Below are 15,289 nucleotides of genomic sequence, written 5' to 3'. Positions count from 1 at the left end.
CCCGTGAGCACAACCTGCGGGGCGTCGACGTGGACATCCCGCGCGATGTCCTGGCGGTCTTCACCGGGGTCTCGGGGTCGGGCAAGTCGTCGCTGGCCTTCGGCACCGTCTACGCCGAGGCGCAGCGCCGCTACTTCGAGTCGGTGGCCCCCTACGCGCGCCGGCTGATTCACCAGGTCGGCGCACCGAAGGTCGGCGAGATCAGCGGTCTGCCGCCGGCCGTGTCGCTGCAGCAGAGCCGCTCGGCGCCGACGTCACGCTCCTCGGTCGGCACGGTCACGACGCTGTCGAACTCGCTGCGCATGCTGCTCTCCCGGGCCGGGCGCTACCCGGAGGGCGCCGAGCGGCTCGACTCGGACGCCTTCTCGCCGAACACGGCGGCCGGGGCGTGCCCGGCGTGCCACGGCCTGGGCCTGGTGCACCGCACCACGGAGGCGCTGCTCGTCCCCGATCCGTCGCTGTCCGTCCGGGACGGCGCCGTCGCGGCCTGGCCGGGCGCCTGGCAGGGCAAGAACCTGCGCGACATCCTCGACACGCTCGGCTACGACGTCGACCGTCCCTGGCGGGAGTTGAAGCAGGAGGACCGCGACTGGATCCTCTTCACGGACGAGCAGCCGGTGGTCACCGTGCATCCGGTGCGGGACGCGGACCGGATCCAACGCCCGTACCAGGGAACGTACATGAGCGCGAACCGCTATGTGCTCAAGACGTTCTCGGACTCCAAGAGCGCGACGCTGCGGGCGAAGGCGGAGCGGTTCCTGGCGAGCGCGCCGTGCCCGACGTGCGGCGGGGCGAGGCTGCGCGCGGAGGCACTGGCCGTCACGTTCGCGGGCCGGACGATCGCCGAGCTCGCCCGGCTCCCCCTCGCCGAACTGGCCGGGCTCCTCACGGAGTCGGGGGACGACTCGGAGACCGCGCGGGTCCTCACCGAGGACCTGTGCGCCCGGATCGGGACGGTCACCGAGCTCGGCCTCGGCTACCTCAGCCTGGACCGGCCGACCCCGACCCTGTCGGCGGGCGAGCTGCAACGCCTGCGCCTGGCAACGCAGTTGAGGTCCGGCCTGTTCGGTGTCGTGTACGTCCTCGACGAGCCGTCGGCCGGGCTGCACCCCGCCGACACCGCGTCGCTCCTGACGGTCCTCGACCGCCTCAAGTCGGCGGGCAACTCCGTCTTCGTGGTCGAGCACCACCTGGACGTGGTGCGCCGCGCCGACTGGCTGGTCGACGTGGGACCGCTGGCCGGGGAGCACGGCGGGCAGGTGCTGCACAGCGGCCCGGTGGCGGACCTCGCGGGCGTCGAGGGCTCGGCGACGGCCCGCTTCCTCTTCGACGACTCACCGGCGCCCGAGCGCCGGGTCCGGGAGCCGAAGGGGTGGCTGAAGGTCGGCCCGGTGACCCGGCACAACCTGCGGGACGTGACCGTGGAGCTGCCGCTCGGCGCGTTCAGCGCCGTCACGGGCGTCTCCGGCTCCGGCAAGTCGACGCTCATCGGCGAGATCACCGAGGAACTCGACGGCGTGGGGCGCCTGGTGGTCGTGGACCAGAAGCCGATCGGCCGCACGCCGCGCTCCAACCTGGCGACCTACACGGGCCTGTTCGACGTCGTCCGCAAGGTCTTCGCGGCCACGGACGAGGCACGGGCCCGCGGTTACGGCGTCGGCCGTTTCTCCTTCAACGTCACCGGCGGGCGGTGCGAGACCTGCCAGGGCGAGGGGTTCGTCAGCGTCGAGCTCCTCTTCCTGCCCAGCACGTACGCGCCGTGCCCGGACTGCGCGGGCGCCCGCTACAACCCCGAGACCCTGGCGATCACCTACCGGGGGCGGAACATCGCGGAGGTGCTCGATCTGACCGTGGAGTCGGCGGCCGCGTTCTTCGCGGACGACGAGGCGGCCGGATCGGTGCTGCGGAGCCTGCGCACGCTCCTCGACGTGGGTCTGGGCTATCTGCGGCTCGGCCAGCCGGCCACCGAGCTCTCCGGCGGCGAGGCCCAACGCATCAAGCTGGCCAGCGAGTTGCAGCGGGTGCGGCGCGGCCACACCCTGTACCTGCTGGACGAGCCGACGACCGGGCTGCACCCGGCCGACGTGGAGGTGCTGCTGCGGCAGCTGCACGGGCTCGTCGACGCGGGGCACACCGTGGTGGTGGTCGAGCACGACATGGCGGTGGTCGCCGGGGCGGACTGGGTCGTGGACATGGGGCCGGGCGGCGGTGCCGCGGGCGGCCGGGTCGTGGTGGCCGGACCGCCCGCCGTGGTGGCCGCCGACCCGACGAGTCGGACCGCCCCCTACCTACGGCGTCGGACGGCCGGCTGACGCCTGCCGGAGCTTCCCCTTGGCCAGTTTGCCCGTCGGGGTGCGCGGCAGCGACGTCACGAAGTCCACGTGCCGCGGCACCTTGTAGCGCGCCATCCGGTCCCGGACGTACGCGGTCAGTTCCTCGCCGAGGTCCGGCCCCGGCTCGACGCCTTCGGCGGGCTGCACCACCGCGCGCACCGACTCCCCCATCTCCTCGTCCGGCACCCCGATGACGGCCACGTCCGCCACCGCCGGATGCAGCACGAGGCAGTCCTCGATCTCCTGCGGGTAGATGTTGACCCCGCCCGAGATGATCGTGAACGCCTTGCGGTCGGTGAGGTAGAGGTAGCCGTCCTCGTCGGCGTGCCCGATGTCGCCCGTGGTGGTCCAGTTGGGGTGGTCGGGATGCTGGGCCTCGCGGGTGCGGCCGTCGTCGCGGTGGTAGCGGAAGGGCAGTTCGTCGCGCTCGAAGTAGACGACGCCGGTCTCCCCCGGCGGCAGCACCTTGCCCGCCTCGTCGCAGATCCGCAGCTCGCCGAGGAGCCCGGCACGCCCCACCGAACCCGGCTTGCGCAGCCATTCGTCGGGGCCGATGAAGGTGATCCCGTTCCCCTCCGTCGACGAGTAGTACTCGTACAGGACGGGGCCCCACCAGTCCATCATCCGCCGCTTCACCTCCACCGGGCAGGGCGCGGCGGCGTGGATGGCGACCTTCATCGACGAGGTGTCGTACCGCTCGCGGACCTGTGCCGGGAGCTTCAGCATCCGCACGAACATGGTCGGCACCCACTGGCTGTGCGTGACCCGGTGCCGGGCGATCGCCGCCAACGCCCCTTGTGCGTCGAAGGACTTCATCAGGACGACGGTGCCGCCGGTCGCGGTGATCGTGCCGCAGAACCGCAGTGGCGCCGCGTGGTAGAGCGGCGCCGGACAGAGGTAGACGGTGTCCTCGCCGAAGCCGTACATGGGCTGGAACAGCAGCTGGTACGTGGTCGGGTCGGTGCGGATGTCCCCGTCGGGCAGCGCGGGCTCGATGCCCTTGGGGCGTCCCGTGGTGCCGGACGAGTACAGCATGTCGGCCCCGCGCGGCTGCACGGTGGGCGGCTCGGCGGACGCGGCGGCGAGGGCGGCGGCGTACGTCCCGTCGCCGAAGCCGAGCAGGTGCTCCACCTCGGTCACCAACTCCACGACCCGCGCGGCGAGTTCACCGAGCGCGCCGTCGGCGACGATCAGCGCCTTCGCCCCGCAGTCCCGCACGATGTACGCGGCTTCGTCGGCGGTCAGGTGGTGGTTGACGGCGGTGAGGTAGAGCCCGGAACGCATGGCGGCCCAGTAGACCTCCATGACGCGTGGATCGTTGTCGGACAGGAGGGCCACGTGGTCACCCCTGCGCAGTCCCGCCCTGCGCAGGTGGTCGGCGAGACGCAGCGAGTTCTCCTCCAACTCGCCGTACGTCAGCGTGGTGCCGCCGTCGGCGGTGACGACGGCGGCCCTGACTGGGTCGAACGCTCCCGGATGCATGGGGTGAAGGTACCCCCGCGATGTGACGGTACGTCAGGGGTCGTCGGCCCCGTTCCGTCAGGAACCCAGTTCCGTCAGGAACCCAGTTCCGTCAGGAGCCGGGACCACAGGTCGGGGCGCTGCCGCAGGTGCGCCCAGCGGTCGGTCCGCTCCAGTACGGCGGCGCGTGCCTGGTCCACGGTCATCGCCTCCCGCCCGACGACCTCGCGCACGACGACCACCGAGGCCAGGAATCCCCAGCGGCCGGCCTCCGTCGTCCGGGCCGCGACGGCGGGCACGGGCGCGTCCGGCGCCGTCGCGCGGACGTGCGCGACGAGCGGGGCCAGCCAGCGCGCCCACCGCTCGTACGGGTCCGACGCCGCTTCGCCCTCGGCTCGCTCGGCGAACGGTTCGAGGACGGCTCGCAGACGGTCGATGTACTCGGCCGCCTCCCCCGTCACCTGCGGATACTCACTCCGGAAGTGCTCCCAGCCGATGTCGGCGCACTCGGCGATCTCCGTCAGCCACCAGCGCCCGCCCGGCCGCAGCAGCTCGTCGCCCGCGAGCACGAACGCGGCCTGCAGCACCTCGTAGGAGGGTGCGGAACGCTCGGCGAGGAGGACCGCGTCGTAGAGGTCCTTGCCCTGCGGGTGGATGTCGCTGACCAGCCACATGACCTTCCAGGCCAGCGACAGTTCAGGCGTGACCGCGTCGACGACCGTGCCCGGACCCGCGCCGAGCGGGCGCAGCGGGGTGGGGACGGCCGGGGACGCGAGGAGTTCGTGGAAGACGACGTCGATCTGTACGGTGCCGCCCGCCGTGCCCGGCGCGGTCCACGGCAGCAGCAGCCGTCGCCCCGGCACCCGGTCGTACGTCCAGATGTCCTCGGTCACCGCGCCGTCGGCGTCGATCCGGACGCCCCCGTCGGGCCGGTCCCACGCGGTGCGCTGCGCGGCGGCCGCGAGCTGCCCGAACAGTTCCCGGGCCTCGGTGCCCTCGAACTCCCAGTCGGCGGGCGCCACGTAGTCGAGGTCACCCGGCTCGCGCGCGGCGGCGCCGAACCAGGTGGCCATCAGCGCACTGCCGCGCAGCACCAGACGTGCGCCGAGCGGAGTGCCGGCGACGGCGGCGAGCACCAGGTCGAGGGCGGTACGCCGGGCGAGGAACCAGGCCCGCGCCTCGTCCTCGCTCGTGAACCGGGGGTCGCCCGCCCGATAGGCGTACGGGAACTGGAGCAGGGCCGGGTCGAAGACGGCCCGCTGGTCGAGTCCCTCGGGCGCGGGCACGAGGGTGCGCGGCAGGGCGAGGCCCCAGCGGACCTCCTCCGCCGGGGAGGTGTGCGGGATCGGGTCCTGCGCGTGCAGGGCGCGCCGCCAGACGTGGTCGTCGGGCGGCTGTGGGGACTGTGGGGACGGTGTCATGACGGATCTCCCTCCGTGATCCAGCCCGCGTCGAGCGCGAGGCGGGTGTCGTGCAGGACGTACTCGCGCTCGGTCTCCAGGATCCGCACGCCGGGGGCGGCGGCGAGGTCCGCGAGGAGCGCGTCGAGGCGCCGCCCGGCGGTGTCCCGGCCGACTCCGTGGCAGCGCTGGGTCACGAAGCGTTCGTGACGTCCGTCGGCGCGGGTGCGGCGGGCGTTCCAGGACACGTGCGCGGTGTGCCGCTCGACGTGCGCGGCGAGCGCCCGAGGGGCGCGGTCCGCGTCCAGGAGCACCTTGACGTGGTGCTCGAAGTGCAGGTGCGCCGGGGCGACGTCGGCCTCGGCGTCGGTCGCCGGCACTCCGGCGGCCCACGGCGCGGCCTCCGTCTTCGCCCGGACGACGAGGAAGCCGTCCCGGGCGAGGTCCTCGACGGTCCGCGCGACCCGGCCCGCGATCCACGCGTCGGCCCGCCCCCGGCCGCGCAGCGTCACCATCGGCTGGGAGCGGTGCCGGCCACGGGCGAGCACGATGTGCGTGAAGCCGAGTCCGCGGGCCGCCGCCCAGGAGGCGAGCCGCGCGACCGTGCCGTCGTCGGCTCCGTCGGCTCCGTCGGCTCCGTCGGCTCCGGCGGCTCCGGCGGCGCCGACGACATCGACGGTGAGGTGGGTCTCCAACTCGCCGTCGAAGCCCTCTAGTTGCCCAGCCTCTTGGCCGGTTCGACGTGGGCGGACCACTGTGCCGTCTCCTCCGCTGTGAGCACCCGCTCCAGGACCAGGTCGCCCGTCATCCCCGGGAAGAACCGTCCGGCCGGCCAGCCGCGGTCGTACGGCGGCGGGTCGAGGACGAGCAGGCGGGAGCCGTCGACGACGGGTATGTCGCTGGGCGTGCCCTCATTCCATATCCAACTGCCGTCCGGCGCCACCAGATTGAATGCGCCCCGGGTCGGGACCTGGCCCGGCGCGTCCCGGCACACGGCGACCTCCTGCGGCGCGGGCGCGGAGCCGGGCAGATGCCCGCCGCCCACCAGCTGGTGGGCGAGCAGCGTGTGCAACTGGAAGGTGTCGCCGATGCCGCTCATCCGCAGGGCGTAGCCGGTGCCGCTCGGCCGGTCGAACACGACCAGCGGTTCGTCGTCCAGGACCAGCAGGGCGTACTTCAGGCACTTGAAGTCGTGTCCTGACGCCTCCTCGACGGCCCGCACCGACGTCAGGAGCGCGGCGCGCCGTGCCGGGTCGAGGCCGGTGCGGACGGCGGCGTGGCTGAGCATCGCGACGGACGCCATCTCCCACTGCGGCAGCGACCACCAGGCCATCGCCTGCTCGAAGCCGGTGCGCTCGATGACCTTCTCGTCCGGCCCCGGATCCTCGGGCTCGGGGAGCTCGTCGTCCCCGCTGTCGGTCCAGCGCTCGCAGAACTCGCCCGCGGCGCGGACGGCGTCCTCGAGGCCGTCGAGGATCGCCGGTGCGCACGCGCGCGGGTCGGCGCCGCGCTCGACGCACGCCCCGATGACGACCGCGACCGTGCCGCGCGGCCCCGGCGGCACGTCGGCCAGTGCCCCCGCGAGGCGCGCCGCGCCCGTCGCCAACTCCTGCGTCCCCGCGCTCCCGTAGTGCCGGTGCAGCTGCCGGAAGGCGCGCTCGGCCCCCGCGCTGTCCTGCTGCTCCACAGCGGCCTCGAAACCGGTGACGGCGTCGAGGAACCGCTCCCTCCCTCTGCGCTTGAAGATCATGCGCGCAGCGTATCCGGGGGCACCGACAACGCGATGACGGGACCGGGAGAGCACCACCTCCCGGTCCCGCCCACCCCGCGCTGTTCGCGGGACGCCTCTCGGTGGGTCAGCGGGCGACCTTGCGGTTCGCGCGCAGCCACTCCTTGTTCATGCTGGTGATGGAGAACAGCGGGATGCCCTTGGGGCAGGCCGTCGCGCACTCGCCGGTCAGCGTGCAGCCGCCGAAGCCCTCGTCGTCCATCTGCGCCACCATGTCCAGGACCCGGGTCTCGCGCTCCGGGGCGCCCTGCGGAAGGACGTTGAGGTGGTTGATCTTCGCGGAGGTGAAGAGCATGGCCGCGCCGTTGGGGCAGGCCGCCACGCACGCGCCGCAGCCGATGCACTCGGCGTGCTCGAACGCGAAGTCCGCGTCGGGCTTCGGCACGGGCGTGGAGTGCGCCTCGGGCGCGGCGCCCGTCGGTGCCGTGATGTAGCCGCCGGCCTGGATGATCCGGTCGAACGCGGTGCGGTCGACGACCAGGTCCTTGATGACCGGGAAGGCGGAGGCGCGCCACGGCTCGATGTCGATCGTGTCGCCGTCCTGGAACGACCGCATGTGCAGCTGGCAGGTGGTGGTGCGCTCGGGGCCGTGCGCGTCGCCGTTGATGACGAGCGAGCACGCGCCGCAGATGCCCTCGCGGCAGTCGTGGTCGAAGGCGACGGGGTCCTCGCCCTTGACGATGAGTTCCTCGTTGAGGGTGTCGAGCATCTCCAGGAACGACATGTCCTGGGAGATCCCGTCGACCTCGTACGTGGACATGGCGCCTTCGGCGTCGGCGTTCTTCTGGCGCCAGACGCGCAGGGTGAGCTTCATGCGTAGCTCCGCTGAGTGGGGTGGACGTACTCGAAGACCAGGTCTTCCTTGTGCAGGACCGGGGAGGCGCCGGTGCCGGTGAACTCCCAGGCGGCCGCGTAGGAGAACTCCTCGTCCTGGCGGGCGGCCTCGCCGTCGGGCGTCTGCGACTCCTCGCGGAAGTGGCCGCCGCAGGACTCGGCGCGGTGCAGCGCGTCGAGGCACATGAGCTCGGCGAGCTCGATGTAGTCGACGATGCGGTTGGCCTTCTCCAGCGACTGGTTGAACTCCTCGCCGGTGCCGGGCACCTTGATGCGGCGCCAGAACTCCTCGCGGATCTGCGGGATCCGGTCGAGGGCCTTGCGCAGGCCCTGTTCCGTGCGGGCCATGCCGCAGAACTCCCACATCAGTTCGCCGAGTTCACGGTGGAAGGAGTCCGGCGTCCGGTCGCCGTCGACGGCGAGCAGCCTGGTGAGCCGCTCCTCCGTCTCGCGCACGACCTCCACGGTCGCGGGGTGCTCGGCGGTCACTTCTTCCTCGTGCGGGTGCTTGGCGAGGTAGTCGTTGATGGTGGCGGGCAGGACGAAGTAGCCGTCGGCGAGGCCCTGCATCAGCGCGCTGGCACCGAGCCGGTTGGCGCCGTGGTCGGAGAAGTTGGCCTCGCCGATGGCGAACAGGCCCGGGATCGTGGTCGACAGGTCGTAGTCGACCCACAGGCCGCCCATCGTGTAGTGCACGGCCGGGTAGATGCGCATCGGCACCTGGTACGGGTCCTCGTCGGTGATCCGCTGGTACATGTCGAAGAGGTTGCCGTACTTGGCTTCGACGGCCTTGCGGCCCATGCGCTGGATGGCGTCGGCGAAGTCCAGGTACACGCCCTGGCCGCCGGGTCCGACGCCCCGCCCCTCGTCACACACGTTCTTCGCGGCGCGGGAGGCGATGTCGCGGGGCACGAGGTTGCCGAAGGACGGGTAGATGCGCTCCAGGTAGTAGTCGCGCTCGTCCTCGGGGATCTCGTTGGCCGGGCGGTCGTCGCCCTTGGCCTTCGGCACCCAGATCCGTCCGTCGTTGCGCAGCGACTCACTCATCAGCGTGAGCTTCGACTGGTGGTCGCCGGTGCGCGGGATGCAGGTCGGGTGGATCTGCGTGAAGCACGGGTTGGCGAAGTAGGCGCCGCGCCGGTGCGCCCGCCAGATCGCCGTGGCGTTGCTGTTCATCGCGTTGGTCGACAGGTAGAAGACGTTGCCGTAGCCGCCGGAGGCGAGCACCACGGCGTCGGCGAAGTATGTGTCGATCTTCCCGGTGACGAGGTCCCGGGCGACGATGCCGCGCGCCTTGCCGTCCACGATGACCAGGTCGAGCATCTCGGTACGGGGGTGCAGCTCGATATTGCCCGCGGCGACCTGGCGGCTGAGGGCCTGGTAGGCGCCGAGCAGGAGCTGCTGGCCCGTCTGGCCGCGGGCGTAGAAGGTCCGCGAGACCTGGACGCCGCCGAAGGACCGGGTGTCGAGGAGTCCGCCGTACTCGCGGGCGAAGGGCACGCCCTGGGCGACGCACTGGTCGATGATCTCGACGGAGATCTGGGCGAGCCGGTGGACGTTGGACTCGCGGGCCCGGAAGTCGCCGCCCTTGACGGTGTCGTAGAAGAGCCGGTGCACGGAGTCGCCGTCGTTGCGGTAGTTCTTCGCGGCGTTGATGCCGCCCTGCGCGGCGATGGAGTGGGCCCGGCGCGGGGAGTCCTGGTAGCAGAACTGGACGACGTGGTAGCCCTGCTCGGCGAGCGTCGCGCCCGCCGAACCGCCGGCCAGGCCGGTACCGACGACGATGACGGTGTGCTTGCGGCGGTTGGCGGGGTTGACCAGCTTGGCCTCGAAGCGGCGCTTGTCCCAGCGCTCGTGCACGGGTCCGGCCGGGGCCTTGGTGTCGACGACCGGTTCGCCGGTGGAGTACTCCGCGTACTCGGAGGACAGAGTCATGTTCTTCAGCTCACCAATCCGGTCATGACGCCCACGGGCACGGCGACGAAACCGAGCGTGAGCAGTACGGCGAGTGCGGTGCCGACGGTCTTCAGGACGCGGTCCCGGCTGCGGCTGCCGACGCCGAGGGTCTGCGCCGCGCTCCAGAACCCGTGCTGGACGTGGAAGCCGAGCGCGACCACCGCGACGATGTAGATGACGTTGCCGTACCAGGTCGAGAACGTGTCGATGATGTTCTGGTACGGGTGCAGGTGCTCGTACCCGCCCGGGTGCACCGTGCCGGTCGTCAGGTCGAGGATGTGCCAGACGATGAACAGGCCGAGGATGATGCCGCCCCAGCGCATGGTGCGCGTGGCGTAGCTCGCGGACGGCTTCTTGTGCACGTACTTGCTGGGGCGCGCCCTGATGTCGCGGCGGCTGAGCTGGTACGCGGACGTGGCGTGGGCCACGACGGCGACGACGAGCACGATCCGGACCAGCCACAGGGCCCACTCGTAGTGGAGCACCGGTCCGCCCATGGTGCGCAGCCAGTGGGCGTAGTGGTTGATCTCCTCGGGGCCGAAGAAGATCTTGAGGTTCCCGATCATGTGCGCGACCAGGTACAGCAGCATGACGATGCCGCTGACAGCCATCACGGTCTTCTTGCCGAGGGAGCTGTCCCAGATCGTGCGCGTCATGGAGGACCGTCGGTCCGTCCGCGTTGCCAGAGCCATGTCTCCAGACGGTAGGGGCGAAGGGCCCGATCGGTCCAAGACATGGTGCGCCTCATTTCCATAGGGTTTCCCTATGGAGGGAACTATTCTGGTACGCATGCAGTTCCAGCAGCTCCACTACTTCGTGGCCGTCGCGGAGACCAGGCACTTCACTCGCGCCGCCGAACTGGTCCACGTCGCCCAGCCGTCGCTGTCCCAGCAGATCCGGGCGCTTGAGCGAGAGCTGGGGGCGGATCTGTTCCTGCGCGCCCGGGGCAACATCACGCTGACCGACGCGGGCGAGGCGCTCCTTCCGCTGGCCCGCCGCATCCTCGCCGACGCGGACACCGCCCGGCACGAGGTGCAGGAGCTGGCGCAGCTCAGACGCGGCCGGGTGCGGCTCGGGGCGACGCCGTCGCTCTGCACGGGCCTGCTGCCCGACGTACTGCGCGCCTTCCACGACCGCTATCCCGGCATCCAGCTGATGATCGAGGAGGGCGGCTCGCACGACCTCGTACGGGAGCTGGCGCGCGGCGCGCTGGATCTCGCGCTGGTCGTCCTGCCACTGCCGGCACCCGCGCCCGCGCTCACCACGGTCGAGCTGTTGCGGGAGGAGCTGGTGGTGGTGTCGTCGGCCGGGGCGCCGCGGCCCGGGCGGGGGCGGAAGTCGGTGCGGATCTCCGACCTGGAGGGGGAGCGGCTCGTCATGTTCCGGCACGGGTACGACCTGCGGGAGCTGACCGTCGCGGCCTGCCGGGCGGAGGGGTTCGAGCCGGACTTCGCGGTGGAGGGCGGGGAGATGGACGCGGTGCTCGGGTTCGTCCGGGCGGGGCTGGGGGTGGCCGTGGTGCCGTGGATGGTGGCGACGCGGGCCGGGGCCGATCTGCACGTCACGCCGCTGGCCCGCCCCGGTCTCCACCGCACGATCGCCCTGGCCCACCGCTCGGACGTGGCCCCGCCCCGCGCGGCGCGCGAGCTTCAGCGAATGCTGGTGGAACGGGACGGGTGACACGCCCCCGCCGACGCGCTTCGCCTGACACACCCCGCCCGTGCGGGGTGTTTTGTCATGGTCTGCACGCACGCTCATAAGCCGGGCTTTGACGGCCCCCAAGTGGTCGTATACCTTCCCTGTCCAGTTGGGCATTCTCAGTGGACACTTGGACGAGGGGCGGACCCATGACCACGCAATCCGGCGGCGACGTCAGCCGGCGGCGCGTTCTGGCACTCACCGGCGGCGGCCTCGGCCTGCTCGCCGGGTCGGGCCTGCTCGCCGCCTGCGCCCCGAAGCCCGCCGACGACGGCGACGGCGGCAGCTCCGCCGCGCGGGGTGCCGACGCGGTCATCGACCGGCTGACCCTCGCACTGCCGTCCTCGATCTCCACCCTCGATGTCGGCCGCGAGTCCGGCGTGCTCAACTACGTGGTCGCCACGCTCGCCCAGGAGGCGCTGCTCTCGGTGAGCCCCACCGGAGAGCTCGGGCCGGGCCTGGCCACGAGGTGGAAGCAGCCCGACACCACGACCTACGTGTTCACCCTGCGGCGCGGCGTGACCTTCAGCGACGGCACCGCCTTCACCGCCGACGACGTGGTCGCCACCGTCGAGGAGATCCGCGACCCCGACAACGGCAACGCGCTCTCCTACGCCTACGCGGGCGTGCAGTCCGTCAAGGCCACCGGCGACCACGAGGTCACCATCACGCTGAAGCAGCCGGACGCCTCGTTCCTGTGGAACGCCTCCCCCGGCGGCATGCTGATCAGCAGCCGGAAGTTCCTCACCCGCAACCGCGGCAGGATCGGCACGGCCAGAACGCTGCTGCTCGGCACGGGCCCGTACCGGATCACCGAGTTCGCCGCCGACGACCACGTGCTGCTTGAGCGCAACCCGAAGTGGTGGGGCGACAAGCCCGCCCTGCAGAAGCTCACGCTGTCCTTCGTGCCCGACTCCGGCACCCGCCTGGTCGCCATGAAGTCGCACGAGATCGACGGCGCCCTGGGCCTCGCCACCGACGAGGCCGCGAGCTGGAAGTCGGCCGCCGACGTCACGTACACCGGCGATCGCTCCGTCGTCTCGCTCGCCTTCGACACCTCCAAGGCGCCCTGGAACGACCCGCACGTCCGCCGCGCCGTGGCCCACGCCGCCGACCGTGACGGCATGGTCGACGGCATCCTCCGCAAGAAGGCACAGACCGCGGCCGCGCTGCCCTCCCGCGACATGTGGGGCGACCTGCTCAGCGCCGCCGAGGTCGACAAGGGCTACGCGGCGATCCCCGACGTGCCCTTCGACCTCGACAAGGCCCGCGCCGAACTCGCCCGCTCGTCCGCGAAGGACGGGTTCGCCGCCGAACTGCACTACCCCAACAGCGGCCCGCAGCTGGGCAAGGCCGCGCTCGCCCTGGCCGCCTCCCTGAAGAAGATCGGCATCGAGCTGAAGGTCAAGGAGATCACTCTGGAGCAGTGGGTGGCCGAACTCGGCTCCGGCAAGCAGCCGTTGCAGTTCCTCTGGTACTTCCCCGTCACCGGCGACCCCGCCGAACTGCTCGACCCGTACCTCAACGCCGCGTCCACGGCCACCAACATCGCCCACTACGACAACGCGGACGTCAACTCCGCGCTGGACCGGGCGAAGAAGGCCACGGACAAGGACGAGCGCGCCGCGCTGCTCATGAAGGCCGTCCAGGCCGCCGGCACGGACCTGCCGTACCTGCCGCTCTGGTGGGCGCAGACCGCGAGCGCCCTGTCCGACACGTACGTGCTCCTGGAACCGGGGCCGTTCGCCCTGATCGGCCCCTGGGCCACCCGCGTCCGCAAGGCCGCCTGACCCCCCGCCCCACCTCACCGGAAGAGACGGAACCTCCATGACCGGCACCGCCCCACGCATCGTGCGGGACGTCCTCGCCGAGACGCTGCGCGTGGTGCACCCCGTGGAGGCCCGGCTCAGCCCGGACGGCTCTGCCGTCGCCGCGACCGCCGCGGGCCCGGACGGGACGACGCTCGTCCTCGCCGCCGTCCCCGGCGACGGCACCGGGCAGGCGCTGCACGCGCCGGACGACCCGTCGCACACGGTCCGCCGGCTGCCGCGCTGGCTGCCCGACGCGCAGACCGTGCTGCACGTCGCCGAACCCGCGGACGGCACCGGCCCGGGCGGCCTGGCCACGCTCGACACCCGCACCGGCCGGACCCGCACGGTCGTCGACCGGCTGCCCGGGGCCGTGGAGGAGCTGCACCTGTCCGACGACGGCCGCACGGCGCTGCTGCTGTGCGCACCCGAGGGCGCCGAACGGGACGGCATGAACCTCGGCACGCCGGTCCGTTTCGGCCCGGCGCCGGCCCCGGAGCGGTTCACCACCGGGAGCGGCCGTCGCACCCTGCACCTGGCCTGTCTCGCCGACGGCTCCCTGCGCGAGGCCGGGCCCGCCGGGCTCACCGTGTGGAACGTCGCCTGGCGCGGCGGGACCGCCGTGGCGACCGTGGGCGAGGACCCGCTGCCCGCCGGGTACTACACGGCCCGGTTCGCCGCCCTCGACCTCGACGCCCGCACCGCGCGCACCCTGTACACGCCGCGAGGCCAGCTCGCCGCACCCGCGGTCGGCGCCGACGGGCGGTTCGCCGCCGTCGTCGAGGGCATCTCCATCGTGGCCGGACGGCCCGTCGTCGTGGACCTGGAGTCCGGTGCGACGCACACCGTGCCCGGCATCGAGGACGCCACCTGGCTGCACGTGGAGGACGCCCCCGGCCGGCTGCTCCACGCGGGCTGGGACGGCACCGGATCACGCGTAGGCCGGGACGCGCGCACCCTGTGGCGCGGTGAGGCCACCGTGCACGGCGCCTCCTTCCGGCCCGAGCTGTCCCCCAGCGCCGACGGCCGTCTGGTGGCGACCGTCCTGGAGGCACCCGGGCGCCCCGCCGAGGTCGTGGTCGCCGCCACCGACGGCCCCGACGCCTGGAGTTGGGTGCCCGTCACCGCGCTGAACCGTCGCACGGCGCTGCCCGAACTGTCCCGCGTGGTGACCGCGAGCTGCGCCTGGCGGGCGTCCGACGGCCGCCCGGTGCACGGGCTGCTGCTGTCCGACGGCGCCCGCGCGGTGTCCCGGCCGCTCGCGGTGCTGGTGCACGGCGGGCCGTCCTGGCTGTGGACGGCCGCCCACGCACCGGCCGACGTCCTCGGTCTCGCGCCCGCGCTGGCCGCCGCCGGATACCTCGTCCTGCTGCCCAACCCACGCGGCAGCAGCGGATACGGGCTCGACCACGCCCGGGCCGTCGTCGGCGACACCGGCGGCGCCGACCTCGACGACGTCCTGTCGGGCGTGCGGCACCTGACGGACACCGGCCTCGCCGACCCCGGCCGCACGGCGATCCTCGGGCACAGCTACGGCGGCTACCTCGCCGCGCTCGCCGCCGCCCGCACCGACCTCTTCCGCGCCGCCGTCGTCGTCTCCGCCCCCACCGACTGGTTCAGCTTCAGCCACACCAGCAACATCGGCGGCGGCTACGACCGGACGTACGCCATCGGTGACCCGGCCGAGCCCACCGGCCTGTGGGCCCGGTCCGCCGTCGCCGCCCACGGCGGATCCGGGACGCCCACGCTGATCGTCCACGGCTCCGACGACCGGGTCACCCCGGTCGGCCAGGCCCACGAGCTGTACCGGGCGCTGTCCCGGGCCGGCCGCGCCCCCGTCGAGCTGTGCGTGTACCCCGGCGAGGGCCACGAGTTCACCGACCCCGATCACCTCCTGGACGCCGCCGCGCGTGCCGAGCGCTGGCTCGCCGCGCACCTCATGGCGGAAGCGTCCCCCACGACGGCCGCGCCGGCGGACGGGGCATCCCCCGAACCCGCCGCCGGTGCAGC

General features: G+C 72.7%; 11 protein-coding genes. 4 read left to right on the top strand and 7 right to left on the bottom strand.

The genetic code is table 11. The annotated features are described in order from the left end of the window. The coding region (locus M4J07_RS40750; RefSeq protein ID WP_255980963.1) for an ATP-binding cassette domain-containing protein at positions 1–2,312 on the top strand (2,312 nt) is incomplete at its 5' end. Here M4J07_RS40750 and M4J07_RS40745 read toward each other — a convergent pair. From M4J07_RS40745 to M4J07_RS40715, 7 genes are all read right to left on the bottom strand, one after another. Continuing rightward, a complete protein-coding gene (locus M4J07_RS40745; RefSeq protein WP_255980961.1) occupies positions 2,289–3,815 on the bottom strand; it encodes an acyl-CoA synthetase in 1,527 nt (508 codons plus the stop codon). The genes M4J07_RS40750 and M4J07_RS40745 overlap by 24 nt on opposite strands. Before the next feature lie 74 nt (positions 3,816–3,889). Beyond that, positions 3,890–5,215: a nucleotidyl transferase AbiEii/AbiGii toxin family protein gene (locus M4J07_RS40740; RefSeq protein WP_255980959.1), complete on the bottom strand. Its 1,326-nt coding sequence runs from the start codon at positions 5,213–5,215 to the stop codon at positions 3,890–3,892. Beyond that, the gene (locus M4J07_RS40735) at positions 5,212–5,889 is read right to left on the bottom strand and encodes a hypothetical protein (protein WP_255980957.1); all 678 of its coding nucleotides are present in this window, start codon (positions 5,887–5,889) and stop codon (positions 5,212–5,214) included. Before M4J07_RS40735 ends, M4J07_RS40740 begins: the two co-directional genes overlap by 4 nt. Before the next feature lie 17 nt (positions 5,890–5,906). Next, entirely contained in the window at positions 5,907–6,944 is a 1,038-nt protein-coding gene (locus M4J07_RS40730) for a hypothetical protein (protein ID WP_255980955.1), read from the bottom strand. Between the two features lie 106 nt (positions 6,945–7,050). Next, positions 7,051–7,797 carry a succinate dehydrogenase/fumarate reductase iron-sulfur subunit gene (locus M4J07_RS40725; RefSeq protein ID WP_255980953.1) on the bottom strand — a complete coding sequence of 249 codons (747 nt, stop codon included), beginning with the start codon at positions 7,795–7,797 and terminating at the stop codon, positions 7,051–7,053. Then, a complete protein-coding gene (locus M4J07_RS40720) occupies positions 7,794–9,752 on the bottom strand; it encodes a fumarate reductase/succinate dehydrogenase flavoprotein subunit (protein ID WP_255980951.1) in 1,959 nt (652 codons plus the stop codon). Before M4J07_RS40720 ends, M4J07_RS40725 begins: the two co-directional genes overlap by 4 nt. Positions 9,753–9,757: 5 nt before the next feature. Next, positions 9,758–10,465, bottom strand: a complete 708-nt coding sequence (locus M4J07_RS40715) for a succinate dehydrogenase (RefSeq protein WP_255980949.1) — start codon at positions 10,463–10,465, stop codon at positions 9,758–9,760. A gap of 97 nt (positions 10,466–10,562) precedes the next feature. Here M4J07_RS40715 and M4J07_RS40710 point away from each other — a divergent pair, with 97 nt between their 5' ends. From M4J07_RS40710 to M4J07_RS40700, 3 genes are all read left to right on the top strand, one after another. Continuing rightward, complete coding sequence (locus tag M4J07_RS40710; RefSeq protein WP_255980947.1) at positions 10,563–11,453, top strand: LysR family transcriptional regulator; 891 nt, start codon at positions 10,563–10,565, stop codon at positions 11,451–11,453. Positions 11,454–11,620: 167 nt separating this feature from the next. Next, on the top strand, positions 11,621–13,261 hold the full coding sequence (locus M4J07_RS40705) for an ABC transporter substrate-binding protein (protein WP_255980945.1): 1,641 nt from the start codon (positions 11,621–11,623) through the stop codon (positions 13,259–13,261). A gap of 37 nt (positions 13,262–13,298) precedes the next feature. After that, a partial coding sequence (locus tag M4J07_RS40700) for an alpha/beta hydrolase family protein (RefSeq protein WP_255980943.1) occupies positions 13,299–15,289 on the top strand: 1,991 nt, incomplete at its 3' end.

It is taken from the genome of Streptomyces longispororuber (genome assembly GCF_024448165.1).
GTDB lineage: Bacteria > Actinomycetota > Actinomycetes > Streptomycetales > Streptomycetaceae > Streptomyces > Streptomyces longispororuber_A.
The sequence above is the reverse complement of the archived record's forward strand: the minus strand, read 5'-3'. Positions and strand labels throughout refer to the sequence as shown.

Coding starts and splice junctions, on each gene's coding strand:
- M4J07_RS40745 (WP_255980961.1), bottom strand. CDS start 3,815: ATGCATCCGGGAGCGTTCGACCCAGTCAGGGCCGCCGTCGTCACCGCC.
- M4J07_RS40725 (WP_255980953.1), bottom strand. CDS start 7,797: ATGAAGCTCACCCTGCGCGTCTGGCGCCAGAAGAACGCCGACGCCGAA.
- M4J07_RS40710 (WP_255980947.1), top strand. CDS start 10,563: ATGCAGTTCCAGCAGCTCCACTACTTCGTGGCCGTCGCGGAGACCAGG.
- M4J07_RS40720 (WP_255980951.1), bottom strand. CDS start 9,752: ATGACTCTGTCCTCCGAGTACGCGGAGTACTCCACCGGCGAACCGGTC.
- M4J07_RS40705 (WP_255980945.1), top strand. CDS start 11,621: ATGACCACGCAATCCGGCGGCGACGTCAGCCGGCGGCGCGTTCTGGCA.
- M4J07_RS40715 (WP_255980949.1), bottom strand. CDS start 10,465: ATGGCTCTGGCAACGCGGACGGACCGACGGTCCTCCATGACGCGCACG.
- M4J07_RS40730 (WP_255980955.1), bottom strand. CDS start 6,944: ATGATCTTCAAGCGCAGAGGGAGGGAGCGGTTCCTCGACGCCGTCACC.
- M4J07_RS40740 (WP_255980959.1), bottom strand. CDS start 5,215: ATGACACCGTCCCCACAGTCCCCACAGCCGCCCGACGACCACGTCTGG.